The sequence below is a fragment of the Stenotrophomonas humi genome (genome assembly GCF_001431415.1).
Lineage (GTDB): Bacteria > Pseudomonadota > Gammaproteobacteria > Xanthomonadales > Xanthomonadaceae > Stenotrophomonas > Stenotrophomonas humi.
Genome location: NZ_LDJI01000019.1, coordinates 156,444 through 181,243, shown reverse-complemented (window position 1 = coordinate 181,243; position 24,800 = coordinate 156,444). Strand labels below are relative to the sequence as shown.

24 protein-coding genes and 2 tRNA genes are annotated in these 24,800 nt (G+C 63.1%); 25 read left to right on the top strand and 1 reads right to left on the bottom strand.

Annotated elements, in window-relative coordinates; genetic code table 11:
- Window positions 1–20: 20 nt before the first annotated feature.
- Window positions 21–911, bottom strand: coding sequence for a LysR family transcriptional regulator (locus ABB26_RS10400; protein WP_057633790.1), 891 nt, complete (start codon window positions 909–911; stop codon window positions 21–23).
- A gap of 94 nt (window positions 912–1,005) precedes the next feature.
- On the opposite strand from ABB26_RS10400, the gene trpB reads away from it, so the two are divergent.
- The 25 genes from trpB to rimP all read left to right on the top strand — a co-directional run bounded on the left by trpB (window position 1,006) and on the right by rimP (window position 24,798).
- A complete protein-coding gene (gene trpB / locus ABB26_RS10395) occupies window positions 1,006–2,223 on the top strand; it encodes a tryptophan synthase subunit beta (protein WP_057633787.1) in 1,218 nt (405 codons plus the stop codon).
- Between the two features lie 11 nt (window positions 2,224–2,234).
- Entirely contained in the window at window positions 2,235–2,873 is a 639-nt protein-coding gene (locus tag ABB26_RS10390) for a hypothetical protein (protein ID WP_152982635.1), read from the top strand.
- 7 nt (window positions 2,874–2,880) lie between these two features.
- Window positions 2,881–3,684 (top strand): tryptophan synthase subunit alpha, encoded by an 804-nt coding sequence (gene trpA, locus ABB26_RS10385; RefSeq protein ID WP_083490779.1) that lies wholly within the window; start codon window positions 2,881–2,883, stop codon window positions 3,682–3,684.
- A 281-nt stretch (window positions 3,685–3,965) separates the two neighbouring features.
- A complete protein-coding gene (gene accD / locus ABB26_RS10380) occupies window positions 3,966–4,847 on the top strand; it encodes an acetyl-CoA carboxylase, carboxyltransferase subunit beta (RefSeq protein WP_057633782.1) in 882 nt (293 codons plus the stop codon).
- Window positions 4,847–6,202 carry a phosphoglucosamine mutase gene (gene glmM, locus ABB26_RS10375; RefSeq protein WP_057633780.1) on the top strand — a complete coding sequence of 452 codons (1,356 nt, stop codon included), beginning with the start codon at window positions 4,847–4,849 and terminating at the stop codon, window positions 6,200–6,202. Before accD ends, glmM begins: the two co-directional genes overlap by 1 nt.
- 70 nt (window positions 6,203–6,272) lie before the next feature.
- A complete protein-coding gene (locus ABB26_RS10370) occupies window positions 6,273–7,211 on the top strand; it encodes an isopenicillin N synthase family dioxygenase (protein WP_057633778.1) in 939 nt (312 codons plus the stop codon).
- Between the two features lie 162 nt (window positions 7,212–7,373).
- Window positions 7,374–8,129: a triose-phosphate isomerase gene (gene tpiA / locus ABB26_RS10365; protein WP_057633776.1), complete on the top strand. Its 756-nt coding sequence runs from the start codon at window positions 7,374–7,376 to the stop codon at window positions 8,127–8,129.
- 27 nt (window positions 8,130–8,156) lie between these two features.
- Window positions 8,157–8,588 (top strand): preprotein translocase subunit SecG, encoded by a 432-nt coding sequence (gene secG / locus ABB26_RS10360; protein WP_057633774.1) that lies wholly within the window; start codon window positions 8,157–8,159, stop codon window positions 8,586–8,588.
- A gap of 49 nt (window positions 8,589–8,637) precedes the next feature.
- A tRNA-Leu gene (locus ABB26_RS10355) sits at window positions 8,638–8,722 on the top strand.
- Between the two features lie 111 nt (window positions 8,723–8,833).
- Window positions 8,834–9,190, top strand: a complete 357-nt coding sequence (locus ABB26_RS10350) for an NADH-quinone oxidoreductase subunit A (RefSeq protein ID WP_057633772.1) — start codon at window positions 8,834–8,836, stop codon at window positions 9,188–9,190.
- Entirely contained in the window at window positions 9,181–9,735 is a 555-nt protein-coding gene (locus tag ABB26_RS10345; protein WP_017354657.1) for a NuoB/complex I 20 kDa subunit family protein, read from the top strand. Before ABB26_RS10350 ends, ABB26_RS10345 begins: the two co-directional genes overlap by 10 nt.
- Window positions 9,736–9,768: 33 nt before the next feature.
- The gene (locus tag ABB26_RS10340; RefSeq protein ID WP_057633770.1) at window positions 9,769–10,521 is read left to right on the top strand and encodes an NADH-quinone oxidoreductase subunit C; all 753 of its coding nucleotides are present in this window, start codon (window positions 9,769–9,771) and stop codon (window positions 10,519–10,521) included.
- Window positions 10,522–10,601: 80 nt separating this feature from the next.
- Entirely contained in the window at window positions 10,602–11,831 is a 1,230-nt protein-coding gene (locus ABB26_RS10335; RefSeq protein ID WP_245626192.1) for an NADH-quinone oxidoreductase subunit D, read from the top strand.
- 91 nt (window positions 11,832–11,922) lie between these two features.
- On the top strand, window positions 11,923–12,450 hold the full coding sequence (gene nuoE / locus ABB26_RS10330; protein WP_057633769.1) for an NADH-quinone oxidoreductase subunit NuoE: 528 nt from the start codon (window positions 11,923–11,925) through the stop codon (window positions 12,448–12,450).
- Window positions 12,451–12,453: 3 nt separating this feature from the next.
- Window positions 12,454–13,791: an NADH-quinone oxidoreductase subunit NuoF gene (nuoF, locus tag ABB26_RS10325; RefSeq protein WP_057633768.1), complete on the top strand. Its 1,338-nt coding sequence runs from the start codon at window positions 12,454–12,456 to the stop codon at window positions 13,789–13,791.
- Complete coding sequence (gene nuoG / locus ABB26_RS10320) at window positions 13,788–16,034, top strand: NADH-quinone oxidoreductase subunit NuoG (protein WP_057633766.1); 2,247 nt, start codon at window positions 13,788–13,790, stop codon at window positions 16,032–16,034. The genes nuoF and nuoG overlap by 4 nt, the downstream gene beginning before the upstream one ends.
- Window positions 16,031–17,125: an NADH-quinone oxidoreductase subunit NuoH gene (gene nuoH, locus ABB26_RS10315; protein WP_057633765.1), complete on the top strand. Its 1,095-nt coding sequence runs from the start codon at window positions 16,031–16,033 to the stop codon at window positions 17,123–17,125. The genes nuoG and nuoH overlap by 4 nt, the downstream gene beginning before the upstream one ends.
- Before the next feature lie 3 nt (window positions 17,126–17,128).
- A complete protein-coding gene (nuoI, locus tag ABB26_RS10310) occupies window positions 17,129–17,617 on the top strand; it encodes an NADH-quinone oxidoreductase subunit NuoI (protein WP_057633763.1) in 489 nt (162 codons plus the stop codon).
- 9 nt (window positions 17,618–17,626) lie between these two features.
- Window positions 17,627–18,280 (top strand): NADH-quinone oxidoreductase subunit J, encoded by a 654-nt coding sequence (locus ABB26_RS10305; protein WP_057633761.1) that lies wholly within the window; start codon window positions 17,627–17,629, stop codon window positions 18,278–18,280.
- A complete protein-coding gene (gene nuoK / locus ABB26_RS10300) occupies window positions 18,277–18,582 on the top strand; it encodes an NADH-quinone oxidoreductase subunit NuoK (RefSeq protein WP_057633757.1) in 306 nt (101 codons plus the stop codon). The genes ABB26_RS10305 and nuoK overlap by 4 nt, the downstream gene beginning before the upstream one ends.
- Before the next feature lie 6 nt (window positions 18,583–18,588).
- Window positions 18,589–20,700 (top strand): NADH-quinone oxidoreductase subunit L, encoded by a 2,112-nt coding sequence (nuoL, locus tag ABB26_RS10295; RefSeq protein ID WP_057633754.1) that lies wholly within the window; start codon window positions 18,589–18,591, stop codon window positions 20,698–20,700.
- A gap of 19 nt (window positions 20,701–20,719) precedes the next feature.
- Window positions 20,720–22,231, top strand: a complete 1,512-nt coding sequence (locus tag ABB26_RS10290; RefSeq protein WP_057633753.1) for an NADH-quinone oxidoreductase subunit M — start codon at window positions 20,720–20,722, stop codon at window positions 22,229–22,231.
- Between the two features lie 36 nt (window positions 22,232–22,267).
- Window positions 22,268–23,728: an NADH-quinone oxidoreductase subunit NuoN gene (nuoN, locus tag ABB26_RS10285; RefSeq protein WP_057633863.1), complete on the top strand. Its 1,461-nt coding sequence runs from the start codon at window positions 22,268–22,270 to the stop codon at window positions 23,726–23,728.
- 201 nt (window positions 23,729–23,929) lie between these two features.
- Window positions 23,930–24,006 (top strand) — tRNA-Met (locus tag ABB26_RS10280).
- A 201-nt stretch (window positions 24,007–24,207) separates the two neighbouring features.
- Window positions 24,208–24,798 (top strand): ribosome maturation factor RimP, encoded by a 591-nt coding sequence (rimP, locus tag ABB26_RS10275; RefSeq protein WP_057633751.1) that lies wholly within the window; start codon window positions 24,208–24,210, stop codon window positions 24,796–24,798.
- Window positions 24,799–24,800: the final 2 nt, after the last annotated feature.

Here is a 24,800-nt window from a genome sequence, read left to right as displayed (position 1 = left end):
GCTTTGCCGCAGGGGCCGGTTCAGGCCAGTTGGCGCTGCAGCCAGGCCGCCAGCTCCAGGGCGCGCGGATCATCGCGATTGCCGGCGGTGCACAGCGCCCAGCAGCCTTCGGTATCGACAAAGCCCCATGGCGCGATCAGGCGGCCATTGACCAGGTCATCGGCCACCAGAGGCTCCGGCGCGATGGCAACGCCAAGCCCCGCCACGGCGGCTTCCAACTGGTAATACAGGTGCTCGAAACCGGTGCCGTAACGCAGGCGCGCACTGTCGATACCGTTCAGTGCTGCCCAGGTTGGCCAGGCCTGTGGCCGTGAGCGGGTGTGCAGCAACTCGCGTGACAACAGCGCTTCGATCGGTTGATGCGCCAGCACATGCGCGCCGGGGATCGATGGGCTGAACACCGGACCGATACGCTCGGTTGCGAGCGTATGTACGTTCCAGCCAGCTGGCCAGGGCGCCTGGCCAAGCAGCAGGGCGGCGTCCAGGCCGTCCAGGTGAGGAGCGAAGTCACCCTCCTGTGCGGCCAGATGCAGGGTCAATCCGGGCAGGTCGCGTTGCAGGTCCTGCAGGCGCGGAATCATCCAGCGGGCAAGCAGGCTGCCGGGGCAGCCCAGCACGAAGGCGTCGCCGCGTTGCGGGCGGCGCAGCGCGGTGATGCAGTCGCGCAGCTGTGAAAACGCCCCGGATGTCGCCTCCAGCAGACGGTTGCCGGCTGCGGTCGGGCGGATGCCGCGCCCGTCGCGCTCGAACAGGGCGAGCCCCAGTTCTTCTTCCAGGGCCCGCAGTTGGCGGCTCACAGCGCCGTGGGTGACATGAAGCTCGGCCGCCGCCCGGCTCACGCTGCGCAGCCGTGCTGCGGCTTCAAAGGCCCGCAGGGCATTGAGCGAGGGTAGAGTGTGGCTGGCTTTCATGTGAGTTTTTCTAACACATGCGCGCCAAATTATCGATTTTTATGTCATCAAGGCTGCGCTAGAGTGCATGCCTGTTCCTCGCAGTCTTGATGCCATGACCGATCCGTCGATCTCCGATTTTCATGCCTTCCCTGATGCCCGCGGGCATTTCGGCCGCTATGGCGGCAGTTTCGTAGCGGAGACGCTGGTCGGGCCGCTGCGGGAACTGGCCGCCGCCTACGACCAGGCGCGACTGGATCCGTCGTTCATCGCGGCCTATGACAAGGACCTGAAGCACTACGTCGGCCGGCCCAGTCCGATCTATCACGCCGAGCGCCTGAGCAAGGACGTAGGCGGTGCGCAGATCCTGCTCAAGCGCGAGGACCTGAACCATACCGGCGCGCACAAGGTGAACAACACCATCGGCCAGGCGCTGCTGGCCAGCCGCATGGGCAAGACCCGCATCATCGCCGAGACCGGCGCCGGCCAGCACGGTGTGGCCACGGCCACGGTAGCCGCGCGGCTGGGCATCGAATGCGTGGTGTACATGGGCGCCACCGACATCGAGCGGCAGAAGATCAATGTCTACCGCATGAAGCTGCTCGGTGCGACGGTGGTGCCGGTGACCAGTGGTTCGGCCACCCTCAAGGACGCGCTCAATGAAGCGATGCGCGACTGGGTGACCAATGTGCGCGACACCTTCTACATCATCGGTACGGTCGCCGGCCCGGATCCGTACCCGCGCATGGTGCGCGACTTCAATGCGATTGTCGGGCGCGAGGCCCGCGCGCAGATGCTGGAGGATTACGGTCGCCTGCCGGATGCGATCACCGCCTGCGTCGGCGGTGGGTCCAATGCGATCGGCCTGTTCCATGCCTTCCTCAACGACCACGCGGTGAAGATCTACGGCGCCGAAGCGGCCGGTGACGGCATCCATACCGGCCGTCACGCGGCATCAATCTCGGCCGGTCGGCCGGGTGTGCTGCATGGCAACCGCACCTACGTGCTGTGCGACGACGATGGTCAGATCACCGAAACCCACTCGATCTCCGCTGGCCTGGATTACCCCGGCGTCGGCCCGGAGCATGCGTTCCTGTCCGATACCGGCCGCGCCCAGTACGTCGGCATCACCGACGAAGAGGCGCTGGACGCGTTCCATCGCCTGACCCGGATCGAAGGCATCCTGCCGGCGCTGGAATCCAGCCACGCGGTGGCGCACGCCATCAAGCTGGCGCGCGAGCTGCCCAAGGACGCGCTGGTGCTGTGCAACCTGTCCGGCCGTGGCGACAAGGATGTGCACACCATCGCCGCCCGCGAAGGGCTGGTGCTGTGAGCGGCCCGATCATGCGAGGTGTGTTGCTGGGTGTGGTGGTCACGTTGGCCGCCTGCAAACCCGCCGAGCCGGAGGTCGCACCGGCGGTGGTGCCTGCGCCGGAAGCGGTGTCGGCCCCCGTCCTCGCCGCAGCTGCAGCCCCGGTGCCGGCGCAGACCGCTGCAGCGGCCACGTCTGCCGACCTTGGGCGGCTGGGCGAGTTGCGCATCAATGCGCCGTTCGGCAAGGCGCCCGGGGACAAGGCATTTGTCTCTGCCGGGATGCGTGAGTTGATGGAGGGTGACTGTGAGTACTACGACGGCGGCAGCTTGCCCAAGGGCATGTCGATGATGGTGATTGCCGACCAGATCGCGCGTTTTGAGATGGATGTGGCCGACGATCCGAGCATCAAGGTGGATACCCGCCCCGTCGACGCGCCTGCGTTGCCCTACGGGTTGTGGGTGGGCATGTCCGCCATTGAGGCCAAGCGGCGTCTGCCAGCTGGCGCGGTGACCAGCCCGCATGCCTACGCCTCGCCCGATGGCGACTACCTGACCTGGACCGACAAGGCCAACAACTTGGCCATACGTCTGGAAACTCTCAATGGGTTGGTGACCTCGATCTACTGGGGCCAGCCTGAAGCGGTTGAACTGATTGAAGGATGTGCCTGAGATGCCCGTGACCCGAATCGACGACTGTTTCACCCGGCTGCGCGCATCCGGCCGCAAGGCGCTGATTCCCTTCATCACGGCGGGCGATCCATCGCTGGAAGCCACCGTGCCGGTCATGCATGCGCTGGTTGAGGCAGGGGCCGATGTGATCGAGCTGGGCGTGCCATTCTCAGACCCGATGGCCGACGGCCCCACCATCCAGCGCAGCTCCGAGCATGCGTTGGCGCGTGGCGCGAGCCTGCGCTACATATTCGACAGCGTGGCGGCGTTCCGCCAGCGCGATGCGAACACGCCGGTGGTGCTGATGGGCTATCTCAATCCCGTCGAGATCCGTGGTGCTGCCAACTTCGCGGGGGAGGCCATCGCCGCCGGCGTGGATGGCGTGCTGCTGGTGGATCTGCCGCCGGAAGAAGCGGAAGAAACCCGGGCCGCGTTCACGGCTGCTGGCCTGGCCCTGATTCTGCTTGCCTCGCCAACCAGCACCGATGCGCGTCTCGATCTGCTTTGCGACGCAGCCCAGGGCTATCTGTATTACGTCAGCTTCGCCGGCGTGACTGGCGCCTCCGAGCGTCTGGACAGTGCTGCGGCGGGCGATCGCCTGCGTCTGTTGCGCAGCCGCTCCAAGGCACCGGTGGTGGCCGGCTTTGGCATCAAGGATGCCGCCAGTGCCGCGTCCATGGCGGTGGATGCCGATGGCGTGGTGGTCGGCAGCGCCTTGGTATCGGCCATGGCCGAAGCGGCGGATCCGGCCGCGGCAGCCGTGGCGGCGAGCCGCTTCCTGAAGCCGCTGCGCGAAGCGCTGGGCAGCTGAAGCCTCCGGCGAACCACGCCGTTGGCGGGGTTATGCCGGGACGTGCTGTCGGCTTTCCCTTCCCGCGCTAGCGGGAAGCGTGCGAGGTGCAGGAGCAGCAGGGTTGTTTCCTGGTCGCAGGCGGAAGGGGGAGGTCGGGTTCCTGGCGCCGCCGTTCCGCCCAAACGTACGCAGCAGTAGGGATTCGGGCGAGTCCCAGATGCGCCGTGGTCGCAGGGGTGAGCTAGACTGTCGCCCCTGTCGCGGCCTTTGGGCCGCCCTGAATGGAACCATCATTCCGCATGAGTTGGCTCAGCAAGTTGATGCCGTCTGGCATCCGCACCGACAACACGCCGTCCAAGAAGCGCAGCGTCCCAGAAGGCCTTTGGGAAAAATGCAGCAGCTGCGGCGCGGCCCTGTACCGCCCCGAACTGGAAGAGAACCTCGAGGTCTGCCCCAAGTGCGGGCATCACATGGCCATCCGCGCGCGCGCGCGCCTGGCAGCGCTCTTTGACGCCGACAGCACCACCGAAATCGCCGCCCGTCTCGGGCCGACCGACGTGCTCAAGTTCAAGGATCAGAAAAAGTACGTCGAGCGCATCAAGGCCAGCCAGAAGAACACCGGTGAGTACGACGCACTGATCGCCATGCGCGGCCTGCTGAAGGGCCGTCCGCTGGTAGCGTCTTCGTTCGATTTCGCCTTCATGGGCGGCTCGATGGGCTCGGTGGTGGGGGAGCGTTTCTCGCTCGCCGCCGAGGCAGCACTGGAAATGGGCGCCCCTTATGTGTGTTTCTCCGCCAGCGGCGGCGCGCGCATGCAGGAAGGCCTGTTCTCGCTGATGCAGATGGCCAAGACCTCGGCGGCGCTGGCCAAGCTGCGCGAAGCCGGCCTGCCGTACATTTCGGTGCTGACCCACCCGACCACCGGTGGCGTGTCAGCCTCGTTCGCGATGCTGGGCGACATCAACATCGCCGAGCCGCAGGCGCTGATCGGGTTTGCCGGACCGCGCGTGATCGAGCAGACCGTGCGCGAAAAGCTGCCGGAAGGCTTCCAGCGCTCGGAATTCCTGCTGGAGCACGGTGCCATCGACCAGATCTGTGATCGCCGCGAAATGCGTGATCGCCTGGCCGACCTGTTGGCGATGATGACGCGCCAGCCGCAGCACGAAGAGGTGGTTGCCTGATGGGTGCGCGCAAATATTTCGGTACCGACGGCATTCGTGGTCGGGTTGGTAAGGGCGTCATCTCTGCAGACTTCGTATTGCGCCTGGGTAATGCCCTTGGTCGCGTGCTGGCCGAGCGCAACGGTCGCCAGCCGACGGTGGTGATCGGCAAGGACACGCGTATCTCCGGGTACATGTTCGAGTCGGCGCTGGAGGCGGGTCTGGTCGCGGCCGGGGCCAATGTGCAGCTGATCGGGCCGATACCGACCCCGGCCGTGGCCTTCCTGGCACATACGCTGGGGGCGGACGCGGGTATCGTGATCAGCGCCTCGCATAACCCCCATCACGACAACGGAATCAAGTTCTTCTCCGGTGAAGGCGAGAAACTCGACGATGCCACCGAGTTGGCGTTGGAGGCTGCGTTGGATCAGCCATTCACCACGGTGGAATCCGAATACCTCGGCAAGGCCGTGCGCGCGCGCGACGCCGTCGGCCGTTACATCGAATTCTGCAAGGCCAGCGTGCCGCGCGATTTCTACCTGCGTGGCCTCAAGGTCGTGCTGGATTGCGCGCACGGCGCGACGTATCACGTCGCGCCCCTGCTGTTCCGCGAGATGGGCGCTGAGGTGATCGCCATTGGTGCTGAGCCGAATGGCGTCAACATCAATGACGGCGTGGGCTCGATGCATATCGACAACCTGTCGCGCAAAGTTGTTGAAACCGGCGCTCACATGGGCATCGCCTTCGACGGCGATGGCGATCGCGTGCTGATGGTCGACAACACCGGCGCAGCCGTGGATGGCGATGGTTTGCTCTACATCCTGGCAAAGGCATGGCAGGCCAGTGGTCGCCTGCGCGGGCCGGTGGTTGGCACGCTGATGACCAACTACGGGCTGGAGCAGGCGCTGGAACGTCTGGGCATTCCGTTCGTCCGTTCCAATGTCGGTGACCGCTACGTGCACCAGGCGCTGGTCGAGGGCGGTGGCACGTTGGGTGGCGAAGCTTCCGGCCACATTCTGTGCCTGGATCGCGCTACCACCGGCGACGCCATCGTCAGTGCGCTGCAGGTGCTGGAAGTGCTGGGCCGGGCCGGTATCAGCCTGCGTCAGGCCATGGCCGGGTTGGCGGCGGTGCCGCAGAAGACTATCAATGTGCGACTGGAATCGGGCGCGCGTGAGGTGGTCAGGAGTGAGCCGGTGCAGGCCGCATTGGCGGCGGCGCAGGCCGCGGTGGCGGGTCGGGGCAGGGCATTCCTGCGCCCGTCCGGTACCGAGCCGGTGGTGCGGGTCACGGTCGAGGCTGATGAGGCCGGGCTGATGTCCGCAACGCTCGAGGCCCTGGCCGATGCGGTGCGTTCGGCTGCCGCACAGGTTTGAGCAGGATCATGGTGTTTCCTCGGGGCGTCGGTTCCAATGCCGGCGCCTCGTTTCCCTTTGGAGTAGTTCAATGAGTTCCCGCATTCCCACCCTCGACATCACCCGCTTTGAGAGTGATCGGGAGGCCTTCGTCGCCGAGCTTGGTGCTGCCTATCGGCAGTGGGGCTTTGCCGGCATCCGTAACCACGGCATCTCCCAGTCCGATATCGACGCCGCCTATGACGTGTTCAAGGCGTTCTTCGCGTTGCCGGACGAGGTGAAGCGGCAGTACCACGTCGCGGGTGGCGGTGGTGCACGCGGCTATACGCCGTTCGGTGTGGAAACGGCCAAGGGTTCCAAGCACTTCGATCTGAAGGAGTTCTGGCACATCGGTCGGGAAATCTCCGACGATTCCAAGTACCGCGAGGTGATGCCGCCGAACCTGTGGCCGAGCGAAGTGCCGGGTTTCCGTGAACACGGCTACGCGCTGTACCAGAAGCTCGACGCATTGGGTTCGCGCGTACTGTCGGCGCTGGCGCTGCATATCGGCTTGCCGGAAGACTACTTCGCCGACAAGACCAACAACGGCAATTCGATCCTGCGCCCGATCCATTACCCGCCGATCACCACCGACGACATCCCCAATGTCCGCGCCGGTGCCCATGGCGACATCAACTTCATCACCCTGCTGGTTGGCGCGAGCGCTGCTGGCCTGGAGGTGCAGTCGCATGAAGGTGAGTGGGTGCCGTTCACCTCGGACGCGGACACCATCGTGGTCAACATTGGCGACATGCTGCAGCGGCTGACCAACCACGTGTACCCCTCCACGATCCATCGCGTGGTCAATCCCCCGGGCGATCTGGCGCGCAAGCCGCGCTATTCGGTGCCGTTCTTCCTGCATCCGAACCCGGATTTCCTGATCGACGTGCTGTCTTCGTGCATCACGGCCGAGAATCCGAGCCGCTACCCGGAGGCGATCACCGCGCATGGCTTCCTTGAAGAGCGCCTGCGTGAGATCAAGCTGAAGTAAGTGGTGTTGCCGGCGACAGCCGGTCATGATGTAAACGACGCCGTCGCGGCCCTTGGCCCGGCGGCGTTTTTGCGTCTTGTCCTGTGATGTCCGTCGATTGTCCTGCTGATGTCGCTATTTCAGCTATCCTTCGCCCACATTTTCTATAGGAGTGGCTCCTGAATGCGCCGCAAGATCGTTGCTGGTAACTGGAAGCTGCACGGCAGCCGTCAATTCGCCACCGAGCTGGTGGGGCAGGTGGCCGCCGGCTTGCCGCTGGAAGGGGTGGAGCTGGTGATCCTGCCGCCGCTGCCTTACCTGGGTGATCTGGTGGAGGACTTCGAGGAAACCTCGCTGGCCTTTGGTGCCCAGGATGTCAGTTGCAATGAAAAGGGTGCCTACACCGGTGAGGTGTCGGCGACGATGCTGGTGGATGTCGGTGCGGCCTATGGTCTGGTGGGTCATTCCGAGCGGCGCCAGTACCACCACGAAAGCAGTGAGCTGGTGGCGCGCAAGTTCGTCGCCGCCATTCATGCGGGGCTGGTGCCAGTCTTGTGTGTCGGTGAGACGCTGGAGCAGCGCGAGGCCGGTCAGACTGAGCAGGTGATCGCTTCGCAGCTGGCGCCGGTGCTGGAACTGGCCGGGGTCGATGCCTTCGCCAAGGCCGTGGTGGCCTACGAGCCGGTCTGGGCGATTGGTACCGGCCGCACTGCCAGTCCGGAGCAGGCGCAGGCGGTGCATGCGTTCATTCGTGGCGTAGTCGCCGAGCGCGATGCTAGAATCGCTGATTCGTTGCCGCTCCTCTATGGTGGCAGCGTCAAGCCCGACAATGCAGCAGAGCTGTTCTCACAGCCTGACGTGGATGGCGGGCTGGTAGGTGGCGCTTCACTGGTGGCGGCTGATTTTCTGGCCATCGCAAGGGCAGCCGCCGGTCGCTAACTGGAATTGTCCGGGACGGATTTCAAAATGCTGATGTTGATCCTCAATGTGGTCTATGTGCTGGTGGCGATCTCGATGATCGCGCTGATCCTGATGCAGCGTGGCTCCGGTGCCGCTGCTGGTTCCGGTTTTGGTGCCGGTGCCTCGGGTACGGTGTTTGGTGCGCGTGGCGCATCCAACTTCCTGTCCAAGTCCACCAAGTGGCTGGCCGTGGTGTTCTTCGGCATCAGTCTGTTCATGGCTTGGTACGCCACCCATGGTGCCCGCCCGACCGGCGAGAACCTGGGCGTGATGTCGCAGGTGATCGCTCCGGCGACCGCCCCGGCGGTGCCGGCAGGTGAGTTGCAGGCCGCGCCGCCGGCCGCCGCTGTGGGCGAAGTGCCGCAGGCAACCGCCCCGGCAGAAAATATTCCTTCGGGGAATGAAGAAAAGCCCGTCGAAGGCTCACATAAAGACTGAAGACGGTTACAATACGCGGCGCACTGCTGAACCAGCAGTGCTGACGTAGGCCCAGGTGGCGGAATTGGTAGACGCACTACCTTGAGGTGGTAGCGACGAGAGTCGTAGGGGTTCGAGTCCCCTCTTGGGCACCATAGTTTGTAAGCGGGTTCGCGGGCGCAGCAGCGCCCGTGGTGGCAAGTCCCGTCAATCCCCCATGCCCCGTCGCCGTCAGGCGTTCAGGGCAGAGGCAAGAGAGAATCGCTGTGCTGGCCGAATATTTGCCGTCCCTGCTGTTTCTGATCGTCGCCACCGGCATCGGCGTGACGCTGATGCTCATCGGTCGGTTCCTCGCTCCCCGTTCGCCGGACAACGAGAAACTCTCCGCATACGAGTGTGGCTTCGAGGCGTTCGAAAACGCGCGCATGAAGTTCGACGTGCGTTACTACCTGATCGCCATCCAGTTCATTGTCTTTGACCTGGAAATCATCTTCATCGTGCCTTGGACCCAGGTCTTCATGGAGCTGGGTGCCCGTTCGTTGGTCACCATGGGCCTGTTCGTGGGCATGTTGTTCCTCGGCTTTATCTACGTGTGGAAGAAGGGAGCGCTGGAATGGGAGTGATTCAGACTCTCGACGGCCTGATGAACAATCCGGTCCCGGAAGGGCGGGTTGATGACATTCTCCGTCCCGAAGGCGACAACCCCCTGCTCGAGAAGGGGTATGTGACCACCAGCGTTGACGCGCTGTTGAACTGGGCGCGTACCGGCTCGATGTGGCCCATGACCTTCGGTCTGGCCTGCTGTGCGGTGGAAATGATGCACGCCGGTGCGGCGCGCTTGGACCTTGACCGCTACGGTGTGGTGTTCCGCCCGTCGCCGCGTCAGTCCGACGTGATGATCGTTGCCGGCACGCTGGTCAACAAGATGGCCCCGGCGCTGCGCAAGGTCTACGACCAGATGCCTGACCCGAAATGGGTCATCTCGATGGGCAGCTGCGCCAACGGTGGCGGCTACTACCACTACTCCTATGCGGTGGTGCGTGGCTGTGATCGTGTGGTGCCGGTGGACGTTTACGTCCCGGGTTGCCCGCCGACGGCCGAGGCGCTGGTTTACGGCATTCTCCAGCTGCAGAAGAAGATCTGGCGCACCCAGACCATCGCCCGCTGATCCCCTTTTCAAATCAAGAGCACGCCAGCCCCCATGGCCCAGCAAGCATCTTCACTCATTGACCGACTTCGCGCGCGTTTCGCCGGTGCGCAGGTCTCTGTGGTTGAACCGCGCGGCGAAGTGACGCTGGAGGTTCCGTCGGCTGATTGGCATGTGGTCGCTCTGGCGCTGCGTGACGAGTTCGGCTTCGAGCACGCTACCGACCTGTGCGGTGTCGACTATCTCGGCTATGGCAGCGACGAGTGGGATACCTCCGATGTCTCTTCGCACGGCTTCAGCCGTGGCGTGGAAGGCACCGGTGCCGGTCGTTTTGCCTGGGGTGAGTTCCCCAGCCATGAAACCGCCGACGGCGCCAGGCTCGACGCAATGCCCAAGCAGCGCTTCGCGGTCGTCGCCCAGCTGCGTTCCTACCAGCACAACCAGGCACTGCGCATCCGTTGCTTCGCGCCGGCCGAGTCGTTGCCGGTGGTCGCTTCGCTGGTTGATGTGTGGCCGGGCCTGAACTGGTTCGAGCGCGAAGCCTTTGACCTGTATGGCGTGATCTTTGAAGGTCACCCGGACCTGCGCCGCATCCTGACCGACTACGGTTTCGTGGGCCATCCGTTCCGCAAGGATTTCCCGCTGATCGGCAACGTCGAAGTGCGTTACGACGAAGAAAAGAAGCGCGTGGTGTACGAGCCGGTGACCTCGGTCGAACCGCGCGTCGGCGTGCCACGTGTGATCCGCGATGACGCCCGCTTCCAGACAGCGGAAGGCGAGCGCGCGCAGACGGAGGCAAGCAAGTGAGCAAGTCCGTAATCCAGCCGGCCTCCGAGGCCTTTGCCAGCAATCCCGCCGAATCCCGGCAGGAGATCCGCAACTACACGATGAACTTCGGCCCGCAGCATCCGGCCGCGCATGGTGTGCTGCGTCTGATTCTGGAAATGGATGGTGAAACCATCGTTCGTGCCGATCCGCACATTGGTCTGCTGCATCGCGCGACCGAGAAGCTGGCCGAGTCCAAGCCGTACAACCAGTCGGTCGGTTACATGGATCGTCTGGATTACTGCTCGATGATGTGCAACGAGCATGCCTATGTGCGTGCCATCGAAACCCTGGTGGGGATCGAGGCGCCGGAGCGTGCACAGTACATCCGCACCATGTTCGACGAAGTCACCCGCATCCTGAATCACCTGATGTGGCTGGGCTCCAACGGGCTGGATCTGGGTGCGATGGCGGTGATGCTGTACGCCTTCCGCGAGCGCGAAGAGCTGATGGACTGCTACGAAGCCGTCTCCGGTGCGCGCATGCATGCAGCGTACTACCGTCCGGGCGGTGTCTACCGCGATCTGCCGGACACGATGCCGAAGTACAAGGAGTCGCGTTGGCACAAGGGCAACGCGCTGAAGCGTCTGAACGCTTCGCGCGAAGGCTCGCTGCTCGACTTCCTGGAGAACTTCACCAATGAGTTCCCCTCGCGCGTCGACGAATACGAAACCCTGCTGACCGACAACCGCATCTGGAAGCAGCGTACCGTGGGTATCGGTGTGATCACGCCGGAGCACGCGCTGGCGTGGGGCATGACCGGCGTGATGCTGCGTGGTTCGGGCATCGCCTGGGATCTGCGCAAGAAGCAGCCGTACGCCAAGTACGACGCAGTCGATTTCGACATTCCGCTGGGCACCAATGGTGACTGCTACGACCGTTATCTGGTCCGCGTGGCCGAGATGCGCGAGTCCAATCGCATCATCAAGCAATGCGTGCAGTGGCTGAAGGCCAACCCCGGCCCGGTGATGGTCAAGAACTTCAAGGTCGCACCTCCCGCCCGCGCGGAGATGAAGGACGACATGGAAGCGCTGATCCACCACTTCAAGCTGTTCAGCGAAGGCTACTGCGTGCCGGCCGGTGAAACCTATGCGGCGGTGGAAGCGCCCAAGGGCGAGTTCGGCTGCTACCTGGTTTCCGACGGTGCCAACAAGCCGTTCCGCGTGCACCTGCGTGCACCGGGCTTTGCCCACCTGTCCTCGATCGATTCGATCGTGCGCGGTCACATGCTGGCCGACGTGGTGGCGATGATCGGCACCTACGATCTCGTGTTTGGTGAGGTCGACCGGTAATGCCGGCTAACAACACAACGTCCGGTGCCTGCGCGGCTTGCCTGCTGCGGGCATCGGTTCTTCATGATCTGGTATTCGTTGAGGTCGGCCGATGAAGGCGACAGGTAATTTCGAGGCGGCGCGTGACGTCGACCCGATGGTGGTGCTGAGCGACAAGACCCGTGCTCACATCGATCACTGGCTGTCCAAGTTCCCGCCGGACCGCAAGCGTTCTGCGGTGCTGCAGGGTCTGCATGCGGCACAGGAACAGAACCAGGGCTGGCTCAGTGACGAACTGATCGCTGCCGTGGCCAAGTACCTGGACCTGCCGTTCGTGTGGGCCTACGAGGTTGCAACCTTCTACTCGATGTTCGAGACCGAGAAGGTCGGCCGCAACAACGTCGCCATCTGCACCAACGTCAGCTGCTGGCTCAATGGCGCCGATGACATCGTCCGCCATTGCGAGAAGAAGCTGGGCATCAAACACGGTGAATCGACTGCCGACGGCCGCGTCTACCTCAAGAAAGAGGAAGAGTGCCTGGCCGGCTGCGCCGGTGCGCCGATGATGGTCATCAACGGCCATTACCACGAGCGTCTGACGCTGGACCAGGTCGACGCGCTGCTGGACGGGCTGGAGTAAGGCATGGCACACCACGAATCCAAGGGCCCGGTCGGACCGGCGCCGCTTCCGCACAACGTGGTTTACACCACGCTGCATTACGACACTCCGTGGTCGTACGAAAGCTATCTGAAGACCGGTGGCTACGCCGCGCTGCGCAAGATCCTCGAAGAGAAGATCCCGCCGGCCGACGTCATCGAGATGGTCAAGCAATCCGGCCTGCGTGGCCGTGGCGGCGCGGGCTTCCCGACCGGCCTGAAGTGGTCCTTCATGCCCAAGGGCGATGTGCAGAAGTACATCCTCTGCAACTCGGATGAATCCGAGCCGGGTACCTGCAAGGACCGCGACATCCTGCGTTACAACCCGCACTCCGTCGTGGAAGGCATGGCAATCGCCTGCTACGCCACCGGCTCGACCGCGGCGTACAACTACCTGCGTGGTGAGTTCCACCATGAGCCGTTCGAGCACTTCGAGCAGGCCTTGGCTGATGCGTACAAGCACGGCTGGCTGGGCAAGAACGTGCTGGGCAGCGGTTGCGATATCGATATCTATGGCGCGCTGGGCGCTGGTGCCTACATCTGCGGCGAAGAAACCGCGCTGATGGAATCGCTGGAAGGCAAGAAGGGCCAGCCGCGTTACAAGCCGCCGTTCCCGGCCAACTTCGGCCTGTACGGCAAGCCGACCACGATCAACAACACCGAGACCTATGCCTCGGTGCCGGCGATCATCCGCAACGGTGCGGAGTGGTTCAAGAATCTGAGCCTGACCAACAACGGTGGCCCGAAGTGCTTCTCGGTCTCCGGCTGCGTGGCGACCGGCGGCAACTTCGAAGTGCCGCTGGGCACCACCTTCGACGACCTGCTGGCGATGGCCGGTGGCCTGCGTCCGGGCCGCACCCTGAAGGGCGCGATTCCGGGCGGCGTGTCGATGCCGGTGCTGACCGCCGAGCAGCTCAAGGGCCTGCCGATGGACTACGACACCATCCGCGCATTGGGCTCCGGCCTGGGTTCGGGTGCCATCGTGGTGCTGGATGACAGCGTCTGCTGCGTGAAGTTCGCCTGCCGTATCAGCCAGTTCTTCCACAAGGAATCCTGCGGTCAGTGCACCCCGTGCCGTGAAGGCACCGGCTGGATGCACCGCGTGCTGGAGCGCATCGTCGCCGGCCAGGCCACCATGGAAGACCTGCATCAGCTCAAGACGGTTGCCGGCCAGATTGAAGGCCACACCATCTGTGCGTTCGGTGAAGCGGCAGCGTGGCCGATCCAGGGTTTCCTGCGCCAGTTCTGGAACGAATTCGAGTACTACATCGTCAACGGTCATTCGATGGTTGACGGCAAGAAGGTGGAGGCTGCTGCCGCATGAGCGCGCAACCGGTAAATCCCAATGAAACGCCAGTCGTGCCGGAAGGGCACGTCTCCATCGAGATCGATGGTCAGGCGTTGGTCGTACCCAAGGGTTCGATGATCATCCAGGCCGCCGACAAGGCAGGCATCCCGATCCCGCGCTTCTGCTATCACGAGAAGCTGCCGATCGCGGCCAACTGCCGCATGTGCCTGGTCGACGTTGAAAAGTCGCCCAAGCCGTCGCCGGCATGTGCCACGCCGGTCATGGATGGCATGAAGATCCAGACCCGCAACGAGAAGGCGCTCAAGTACCAGCGTTCGGTAATGGAGTTCCTGCTCATCAACCACCCGCTGGACTGCCCGATCTGCGATCAGGGTGGCGAGTGCGAGCTGCAGGATGTGTCGTTGGGCTACGGCCGTTCGGTCAGCCGCTTCAACGAGCGCAAGCGCGTCGTGGTCGACGAGGACATGGGGCCGCTGGTCGCCACCGAGATGACCCGCTGCATCCAGTGCACGCGTTGCGTGCGCTTCACCGCTGAAGTGGCTGGCACCTATGAACTGGGTGGCATGTACCGCGGTGAGAACCTGCAGATCGGCACCTACGACGGCAAGCCGTTGACCACCGAGCTGTCCGGCAACGTCATCGACGTGTGCCCGGTCGGCGCGCTGACCAACAAGGTGTTCCAGTTCAAGGCCCGCCCGTGGGAGCTGACCGCACGCGAATCGCTGGGTTACCACGACGCGATGGGCTCGAACCTGTTCCTGCACGTGCGTCGCGGCGAAGTGCTGCGCGCGGTGCCGCGTGACAACGAGCTGGTCAACGAATGCTGGCTGTCCGACCGTGACCGTTACTCGCATCAGGGCCTGTACGCGGCGGACCGCGCGACCAAGCCGCTGCAGAAGGTCAACGGTGAATGGAAGGAAGTGAGCTGGGCTGAAGGCCTGGCTGCTGCCCGCGAAATTCTCGAAGCCAACCGTGGCGATGACCTCGGCGTGCTGGTGCACCCGGCAACCTCGAACGAGGAGGGCGCGCTGCTGTCGCGTCTGGCCGCTGCTCTGGGCTCGAACAACATCGATCACCGCATCAACAACCGCGACTTCTCCGACGCACCGGTTGCCGAAGTGTTTGGCACCTCGCTGGCCGAGATCGAAACCGCTGACCGCATCGTGGTGCTGGGTAGCAATATCCGCCATGAGCTGCCGTTGCTGCACGCTCGTCTGCGCAAGGCACAGACGACCAACGGCGCGCAGATCTTCGCGGTCAACCCGGTTGATTTCGACTTCGCATTCAAGCTGGCTGGCAAGCAGATCGTCGCGCCGTCACGCTTCGTCGAAGCGCTGGGTGATGCCCAGCTGGTGGACGCGGTGAAGGGTGGCAGCAAGACCGTCGTCATCGTCGGTGCCATTGCTGAAAATCATCCGCAGGCTGCAGCGATCCGTTCGGCTGCGAGCGCATTCGCCGCCGCTACCGGCGCGAAGCTGTGCCGCATTCCGCAGGGCGCCAATGCCATCGGCCTGTCCCGCGCTGGCGTGCTGCCGGCCGGCAAGGACGTCAACGCGATGCTGGCGCAGCCGCGCAAGGCTTACGTGCTGTATGGCATCGAGCCGGGCTTGGATTTCGCCGACACCGCTGCTGCCCGCAAGGCATTGGCTGGCTCCAAGGTTGTGGCATTCAGCCAGTTCGCCTGCACCTCGACCCGTGATGTGGCCGATGTGATCCTGCCGATCGGCGCGCTGCCGGAAATCGACGCGACGCTGACGAATCTCGATGGCCGCGAGCAGACCACCCGCGCCGGCGGCAAGCTGCAGGGCGAGGCCCGTGAGGGCTGGCGCGTGCTGCGCGCCCTGGGTGGTGACATGCAGCTGGCGGGTTTTGGTTTCACCGATCTGGCAGGCCTGCGTGCCGGCTTGCAGCCGGTCACGGTGAAGGTTGCCGCTTCGGCGCAGCCGCAGCTGGCAGGCGAGGGCCTGGAAGTGGCTTCGACCCCGGCGATCTACCGCACCGATGCCGTGGTGCGTCGTGCGCAGGCGCTGCAGTCGCATCCGCTGAACAACGACCCGCGCATCGTGCTCAACAACGAAGACGCCGCGCGTCTGCAGTTGAGCGAAGGCCAGATGGCCAAGGTCGGTACCGATGCCGGTCGCGCCACCCTGTCTGTGGTGGTCGATGCCCGCGTCGCTGCCGGTACGGTTTGGATTGAATCGGGCCACGGCGCAACCGCGCCGCTGGGTGCCGCTCGGGTAACGGTGGTGGCTGCATGAACGAGATGCTGTTGAACGCGGTCGACCCGCTGCACCAGTGGTTCCTCTCGCTGGGCGATATCGGCATCGTGCTGTGGACGGTGCTGAAGATCCTGACCATCGCCATGCCGGTGATCATCTCGGTTGCCTTCTACGTGCTGTGGGAGCGCAAGTTGATCGGCTGGATGCACGTGCGCCATGGGCCGATGTATGTCGGTCTGGGTGGCCTGCTGCAGGCCTTCGCCGACGTCACCAAGCTGCTGTTCAAGGAAATCATTGCACCGGCCAGCGCACACAAGGCGATGTACATCATCGCGCCGCTGATCGTGTTGGCACCGTCGTTCGCGGCGTGGGCGGTGGTTCCGTTCGACTACAAGCTGGTGTTGTCCAATGCCAACGTGGGCCTGCTGTACCTGCTGGCGATGACCTCGCTGGGCGTGTACGGCGTGATCCTGGCCGGTTGGGCGTCCAACTCGAAGTACGCCTTCCTCGGTGCGATGCGTTCGGCCGCACAGGTGGTCAGCTACGAAATCGCGATGGGCTTTGCCCTGGTTGGCGTGATGATCGCCGCTGGCAGCTTGAACCTGACCGACATCGTGCTGGCACAGCAGGGCAGTTCGGGTCTGTTCGACTGGTTTTTCCTGCCGCTGTTCCCGTTGTTCATCGTGTACTGGGTCTCCGGCGTCGCCGAAACCAACCGCGCGCCGTTCGACGTCGTGGAAGGTGAGTCGGAAATCGTTGCCGGCCACATGGTGGAGTACTCCGGCGGTGCCTTCGCACTGTTCTTCCTGGCCGAGTACGCCAACATGATCCTGGTCAGCTTCCTGATCGCGATCTTCTTCCTCGGTGGCTGGCTGAGCCCGCTCCAGGGCTGGGTCACGGCAGACATCTCGCCGTGGATCAACTGGATCTGGACCGGCGGTTGGCCGTGGCTGCTGCTCAAGGTGCTGTTCTTCGCCAGTGCGTACATCTGGTTCCGTGCCAGCTTCCCGCGCTTCCGCTACGACCAGATCATGCGTCTGGGCTGGAAGGTTTTCATCCCGCTGACCATTTTCTGGATCGCGGTGACGGCACTGATGGTGTTCTACGGCGTGATCCAGAAGGGCGTTTGATTCATGAATAAGATCACCCACTATTTCAAAAGCCTGCTGCTCCTGGAGCTGCTCGGCGGCCTGTGGCTGACGCTGAAGTACGCGTTCAAGCCCAAGTACACCGTGCTGTACCCGATGGAGAAGTTCCCGCAGTCGCCGCGTTTCCGTGGCCTGCACGCCCTGCGCCGTTACCCCAACGGTGAAGAGCGCTGCATCGCCTGCAAGCTGTGCGAAGCGGTGTGCCCGGCGCTGGCCATCACCATCGACTCGGCCAAGCGCGAGGACGGCACCCGCCGCACCACGCGTTACGAGATCGATCTGTTCAAGTGCATCTTCTGCGGCTTCTGTGAAGAAAGCTGCCCGGTGGACTCGATCGTCGAGACCCACATTCTCGAGTACCACTTCGAGAAGCGTGGCGAGAACATCATCACCAAGCCGCAGCTGCTGGCCATTGGCGACCGGCTTGAAGCCGAAATCGCCGAGCGCCGCGCCGCCGACGCTGCCTTCCGCTGAGGTCTTGAGATGGATTGGGTAAATATTGCTTTCTGGTTCTTCTCGGTCATCGCCGGCATTTCAGCGGCGTCCGTGATCAGCGTGCGCAACCCGGTGTATGCCGTGTTGTGCCTGATCCTGACCTTCTTCTCGGTGGCCTGTGTGTGGCTGCTGGTAGGGGCCGAGTTCCTGGGTGTCACCCTGGTGCTGGTGTACGTCGGCGCGGTGATGGTGCTGTTCCTGTTCGTGGTGATGATGCTGGACATCGACACCACCAACCTGCGTGAAGGCTGGGTGCGTTACCTGCCGGTCGGCCTGGTGGTCGCGGTGGTGATGCTGGTGCAGATGCTGACCCTGATCGGCATCAAGGCCCGCACCGCGCCTTTCCCCGTGGACAACGCCGCTGCGATCGCCGCCGACACCTCAAACATCACCTGGCTGGCGCGCAGCCTGTTCACTGAATACCTGCTGCCGTTCGAATTCGCGGCCGTGATCCTGACCGTCGCCGTGGTGGCAGCCGTGATGCTGACCCTGCGCCGCCGCCAGGGCCTGAAGACGCAGAACCCGACCGAACAGACCATGGTCAAGGCGAAAGACCGCCTGCGCATCGTCAAGATGGCCGCTGAAAGACCGGTGGTGCAGTCGGAAACGCATAACGATGGTGGCGAGGAGGCCAAGCCATGATTTCTCTGGGCCATATGCTCGCGTTGGGCGCGGTGATGTTCTGCATCTCCGTTGCCGGCATCTTCCTCAACCGGAAGAACATCATCGTGCTGTTGATGTCGATCGAACTGATGCTGCTGTCGGTGAACATCAACTTCATAGCCTTCTCGCGTCAGCTCGGCGATACCGCCGGACAGCTGTTCGTGTTCTTCATCCTGACCGTGGCCGCGGCGGAAGCTGCAATCGGCCTCGCGATCCTGGTGACCTTGTTCCGTACTCGCCACACCATCAACGTGGGCGAAGTTGATTCGCTGAAGGGCTGATCCGAGATGGAAATCACTCTCTCCAAGAGTCTGTTGATCGTAGCGGTGCTCGCACCGCTGCTCGGCAGCATCATCGCCGGCCTCTTCGGACGCCAGGTTGGGCGCAAGGGCGCCCAGTACGTCACCATCCTGGGTGTAGCGGTCAGCTTTGCGCTTTCGGCATACACGCTGTACCAGCTGCTGTGGGGCGGGGCACAACCGTTCAACCAGAATCTCTACACCTTCTTCGAGGTCGGCCAGTATTCGGCCCACGTCGGCTTCATGATCGACCGCATGACGGCGATGATGATGGTGGTGGTGACCTTCGTGTCGCTGCTGGTGCACATCTACTCCATCGGCTACATGTCCGAGGATGATGGCTACCAGCGCTTCTTCAGCTACATCTCGTTGTTCACCTTCTCCATGCTCACGCTGGTGATGAGCAACAACTTCCTGCAGCTGTTCTTCGGCTGGGAAGCGGTGGGTGTGGTGTCGTACCTGCTGATCGGTTTCTATTTCAAGAAGCCCAGCGCCATCTTCGCCAACATGAAGGCCTTCCTGGTCAACCGTGTCGGCGACTTCGGCTTCCTGCTGGGTATCGGCGGCATCCTGTGGGCGTTCGGCTCGCTGGATTACGCCACCGTGTTCGCCAATGCCAGCAGCGTGCTGGGTTCGGACGCGACCGGCCATGCCATGGTTCAGCTGATCGGCGACCACCAGTGGAGCATCGCCACCGTCATCTGCATATGTCTGTTCATCGGTGCGATGGGCAAGTCGGCGCAGGTGCCGCTGCATGTGTGGCTGCCCGACTCGATGGAAGGCCCGACCCCGATCTCGGCACTGATCCACGCCGCGACGATGGTGACCGCCGGTATCTTCATGGTCACCCGCATGTCGCCGCTGTTCGAGCTGTCGCAGGCGTCGCTGGACTTCATCCTGTTCATCGGTGCTACCACGGCCTTCTTCACCGGCCTGATCGGCATCGTGCAGAACGACATCAAGCGCGTGGTTGCTTACTCGACGCTGTCGCAGCTGGGCTACATGACCGTTGCACTGGGCGTGTCGGCCTACTCGGGCGCGGTGTTCCACCTGATGACCCACGCCTTCTTCAAGGCGCTGCTGTTCCTCGGTGCCGGCTCGGTGATCATCGGCATGCACCACGAACAGAACATGTTGAAGATGGGCGGCCTGCGCAAGTACATGCCGATCACCCACATCACCATGTGGATCGGTACGCTGGCCCTGGTGGGTACGCCGTTCTTCTCGGGTTTCTATTCGAAAGACACCATCATCGAAGCCGCCGCGCATCACGCGCATGCGGCCGATGCGAGCTGGGTGGCCACTTACGGCTACTGGGCCGTGCTGGGTGGCGTCATCGTCACCAGCTTCTACAGCTTCCGCCTGCTGTTCCTGACCTTCTTCGGCAAGGAGCGCTTCCGCGATGCGCATGACGACCACGGTCATCACGGCCATGGTCACGATGACCATCACGGCCATGGCGCGCATGAGCCGCACGAGTCGCCGTGGGTGGTGACGGTGCCGCTGATCCTGCTGGCCATTCCGTCGGTGCTGATCGGTTTCTTCACCATCGGCCCGATGCTGTTCGGTACCGGTTGGGACGGCCATGCCGCTGCGGCAGGCGTACCGGGGCAGACCCTGTCGTTCTTCACCGGCATCGTGGACTTCTACGATCCGGCGCGTAACACCATTGCAGCCGTGGGTGCCGAGTTCTGGCACGGTTCGGTGAAGTACGCGGTGCATGGCATGACCATGCCGGCGTTCTGGCTCACGGTTGCGGGTTTCGTGCTGGCCTGGGCGTTCTACGTCTGGAAGCCGGAACTGGCAGGCAAGGCCCGCAAGACCCTGGCACCGGTGGTTTCGGTGCTGGAAAACAAGTACGGCTTCGACAAGCTCTGGATCGACGGCTTCGCCGGCGGCGGTGTGCAGCTCGGCAAGGCCGCCCGTGCGGTGGACAGCACGGTGGTTGACGGTGTGGTGGTGAATGGCTCGGCCCGCGTGGTCGAACTTGCCGCCAACCTGCTGCGCCGTACCCAATCCGGTTTCCTCTACCACTACGCCTTCGTAATGATCATCGGTCTGATTGCCCTGTTGGGCCTGCTGATGCATTTCTGGCGTTGACCTGTACGGAATAGAAGACGTGTCGAACTGGCCCCTACTTAGTATTCTCATCTGGCTGCCGATCCTCGGTGGTGCGTTGATCCTCGCCCTGCGCAACGCCCAGGCCGCCCGTTGGGCGTCCCTGGCGGTGGCACTGCTCACCTTCCTGGTGAGCCTCGGTCTGCTCAGCGGTTACGACCGCAATGCGGCCGACATCATGCAGTTTGTCGAGCAGCATCCGTGGATCCCGGCCTTCGGCATCGGCTACAACCTGGCCGTTGACGGTATCGCCATCGCCCTGATCCTGCTGACCACGCTGATCGGCGTGCTCGCGCTGATCGGTGCCTGGGGCGTGGTCGACAAGCGCGTCAATCAGTACGTTGCCGCCTTCCTGGTCCTGGAAGGCGTCACGGTCGGCATTTTTGCCGCTACCGACGCGATGCTGTTCTACGTGTTCTTTGAAGCCATGCTGATCCCGATGTTCCTGATCATCGGTGTCTGGGGCGGTCCGCGTCGCATCTACGCGGCGATGAAGTTCTTCCTGTACACCTTCCTCGGCTCGGTGCTGATGCTGGTGGCGCTGGTCTACCTGTACATGAAGGGCGGCAGCTTCCAGCTCGCCGACCTGTACCAGCTGCAGCTGTCGGCCAAGGAGCAGACCTGGATATTCTTCGCCTTCCTGGTCGCCTTCGCGGTCAAGGTGCCGATGTTCCCGGTGCACACCTGGCTGCCGGACGCGCACGTTGAAGCGCCGACTGCCGGTTCGGTGATCCTGGCGGCCATCGCGCTGAAGATCGGTGGTTATGGCTTCCTGCGCTTCAACCTGCCGATCGTTCCCGATGCCAGCCACGAGTGGGCCTGGTTGGTGATCGCGCTGTCGTTGGTCGCGGTGATCTACGTCGGCCTGGTTGCAATGGTCCAGGACGACATGAAGAAGCTGATTGCCTATTCGTCGGTCGCGCACATGGGCTTTGTCACCCTCGGCACCTTCACCGCGCTGTGGCTGGTGCGCGAAGCCGGTAACGCCGATGCTGCCCGTCTGGGCCTGCAGGGCGCGATGGTGCAGATGATTTCGCACGGCTTCGTGTCCGGCGCCATGTTCTCCTGCGTGGGCGTGTTGTACGACCGCATGCACAGTCGCCGCATCGCCGATTACGGCGGCGTGGTCAACGTGATGCCGTGGTTTGCCGCCTTCGCGCTGCTGTTCTTCATGGCCAATTCGGGCCTGCCGGGCACCAGCGGTTTCGTCGGCGAATTCATGATCGTGCTGGCTGCATTCCAGTGGAATCCGCTGGTTGCGCTGGGCGCGGCCACCACGCTGATCATCAGCGCGGCGTATTCGCTGTGGCTGTACAAGCGCGTGTTCTTCGGTGAAGTGGGCAATGCCCATGTTGCCGAGCTGAAGGACATGAATGGTCGTGAGTGGCTGGTGTTGGGTGTGTTCGCCGTCGGTACGCTGGCGCTGGGCCTGTATCCCAAGCCGCTGACCGATCTGATGGAGCCGTCCATCGCCAAGCTGGCGATGCAGATCGCATCGAGCAAGCTGCTGTAAGCGGCCCGTCGAGAGTATTGATTCCAGGATTTGATGATGACCACGCCGACGCTTCTGCCGTTGACCACTGCCGACCTCCCGCCGTTGCTGCCAGAAATGGTGGTGATCGGTGGTGCTTTCGCCCTGTTGATCCTTGATCTGTTCATCAGCGATCGACACAAGGTCTGGACCCATTTCATCTCGGTAGCCATCCTCGCTGTCGCCTTTGTGATGCTGCTTGGCGGCGTGGGCGGGCAGGGCGAGGTGTTCCACGGCATGTTCATCCGTGACAACGCCGCTGACATCATGAAGACCGTGGTGGTGCTGGTCAGTGGCTTGAGCCTTGTGTACGGCTGGAGCTACCTGCGCGAACGCAATCTGTTCCAGGGTGAAATCCCGGTGCTGATCCTGTTCGCCACCGCCGGCATGATGATCCTGGTGTCCGCCGGCAGCCTGCTGATGGTCTACCTCGGTCTGGAGCTGCTCGCACTGTGTTCCTACGCGCTGGTTGCCAGCAACCGTGAGAACAAGCTGGCTGCGGAAGCCGGCATGAAGTACATCGTGCTGGGTTCGCTGGCCTCGGGTTTGCTGCTGTACGGCATGTCGCTGATCTACGGCGCCACCGGTTCGCTGCACCTGGACGTGATCCACGCTGCCATCGCCCATTCCGATGAGCGCCTGCTGTTGTTGACCGGCGCCGTGTTCATGATCGCCGGCGTGGCTTTCAAGCTGGGCGCCGCGCCGTTCCACATGTGGCTGCCTGACGTGTACCAGGGTGCCCCGGCACCGATCGCACTGTTCATCAGCTCGGCACCGAAGCTGGCTGCTTTCGGCATGGCGTATCGCCTGCTGGAAGTGGGCGTTGGCCCGCTGTCGACCGAGCTTCAGTACGTGCTGGCCGGCCTGGCCGCGCTGTCGCTGATCATCGGCAACCTGATGGCCATCGCGCAGACCAATCTCAAGCGCATGCTGGCGTACTCGACCGTGTCGCACATCGGCTTCCTGCTGATGGGCATTGCCGGCGGTGGCGAGCAGGGCTATTCGGCCGCGATGTTCTATGCGATCGCCTACGCCATCATGTCCACCGCTGCGTTCGGCGCGATCATCGCGCTGTCCCGTGCCGGCTTTGAAGCCGAGAACATCGAGGACTTCAAGGGTCTGAACGCCCGCAGTCCGTGGATGGCAGGGCTGGTGCTGTGCATCATGGCGTCGCTGGCCGGCATCCCGCCGTTCCTCGGTTTCTGGACCAAGTTGTCGGTGCTGGCTGCGGCAGTCAATGGCGGTCTGCTGTGGCTGGCCCTGTTGGGTGTGCTTTGCGCGGTGATCGGCTGCTTCTATTACCTGCGGGTCATCAAGGTCATGTACTTCGATGAGCCGGTGGGTGAGCCGCTGCCGCGCAACAATGACCGCATCCTGGGCATCGTGCTGGGCGTGAATTCCATCGTGCTTCTGGTGCTGCCGCTGGGTTTGGGGCCGATTCTGGAGTGGATGCGCAATGCTTTTGCACATTTGTCATAAAAAACGATACAAACTCTCGTGAATCGTGTAATATTCATCTCCTGAGTTGACGACGGCGCCGGTTCACCGGCGAAGTCGGAATCACCGAAAGGTGGTTCACCCGGAAGAGTTTCTTCCGGTGGTTTCTCCCGAAACGGGGAAATCGGTGAAGTAAATAAAGCTTGCAACTTCCGCTTAATTACTTCATAATTCCGCTTCTGCTGCGGGGTGGAGCAGTCTGGCAGCTCGTCGGGCTCATAACCCGAAGGTCGCAGGTTCAAATCCTGCCCCCGCTACCAGCTTCGGCCTTTATCATCAGTCATGCTGATAAAGGCCAGAGTCTGGGCTCGCAAGAACGTTTGCTTCCGTTCTTGTAACCGGAATCCAGATCACCGGATTCATGCCGGACAAAGGGCCCTGATGGGCCCTTTGTTGTTTCCGCAATACGGAAAGTCCCGACTGGGTAACGCCGGTCCTCATTTATCGAAACAAGGCAGGCTGTGAGCGACAAAGCTACTGAAATCGCGAATCTGCTGGGCCCCACCGTGCAAGCGCTGGGGCTCGATTTGTTGGGTGCCGAATATCTGCCGGCGCCCGGCGGCGCCACGCTGCGCCTTTACATCGATGTGCCGCTGGCCGAACAGCCTGAGCGCATGGTCAATGTCGACGACTGCGAGCGGGTCAGCCGTGAAGTGTCGGCACAGCTGGATGTGGAGGATCCGATCAGCGGCAATTACACGCTGGAAGTGTCTTCCCCCGGCGTGGATCGCCCGCTGTTCACGCTGGAGCATTTCGAGCAGCACCTGGGCCAGTCGGCCAAGGTGGCCTTGAAGCTGCCGCAGGAGAATCGCCGTCGTCTGCAGGGTGAGATCGCCGAAGTGGATCTTGCCAAGGGCACTGTGACGTTCGTTGTCGATGGAAAGCCGTTCGTGGCTTCGTTCGACAACATCGACAAGGCTCGCATCATTCCGGACTGGGCCGCTTTGGGCCTTGCACCGACCAAACCGACTGGCCCGGCGCCCAAGCAGGGTGACAAGGCCAAGAATAAATCCAACAACGAAACGGCGGCCAAAAAGCCGCGCGCGGAGTGAGT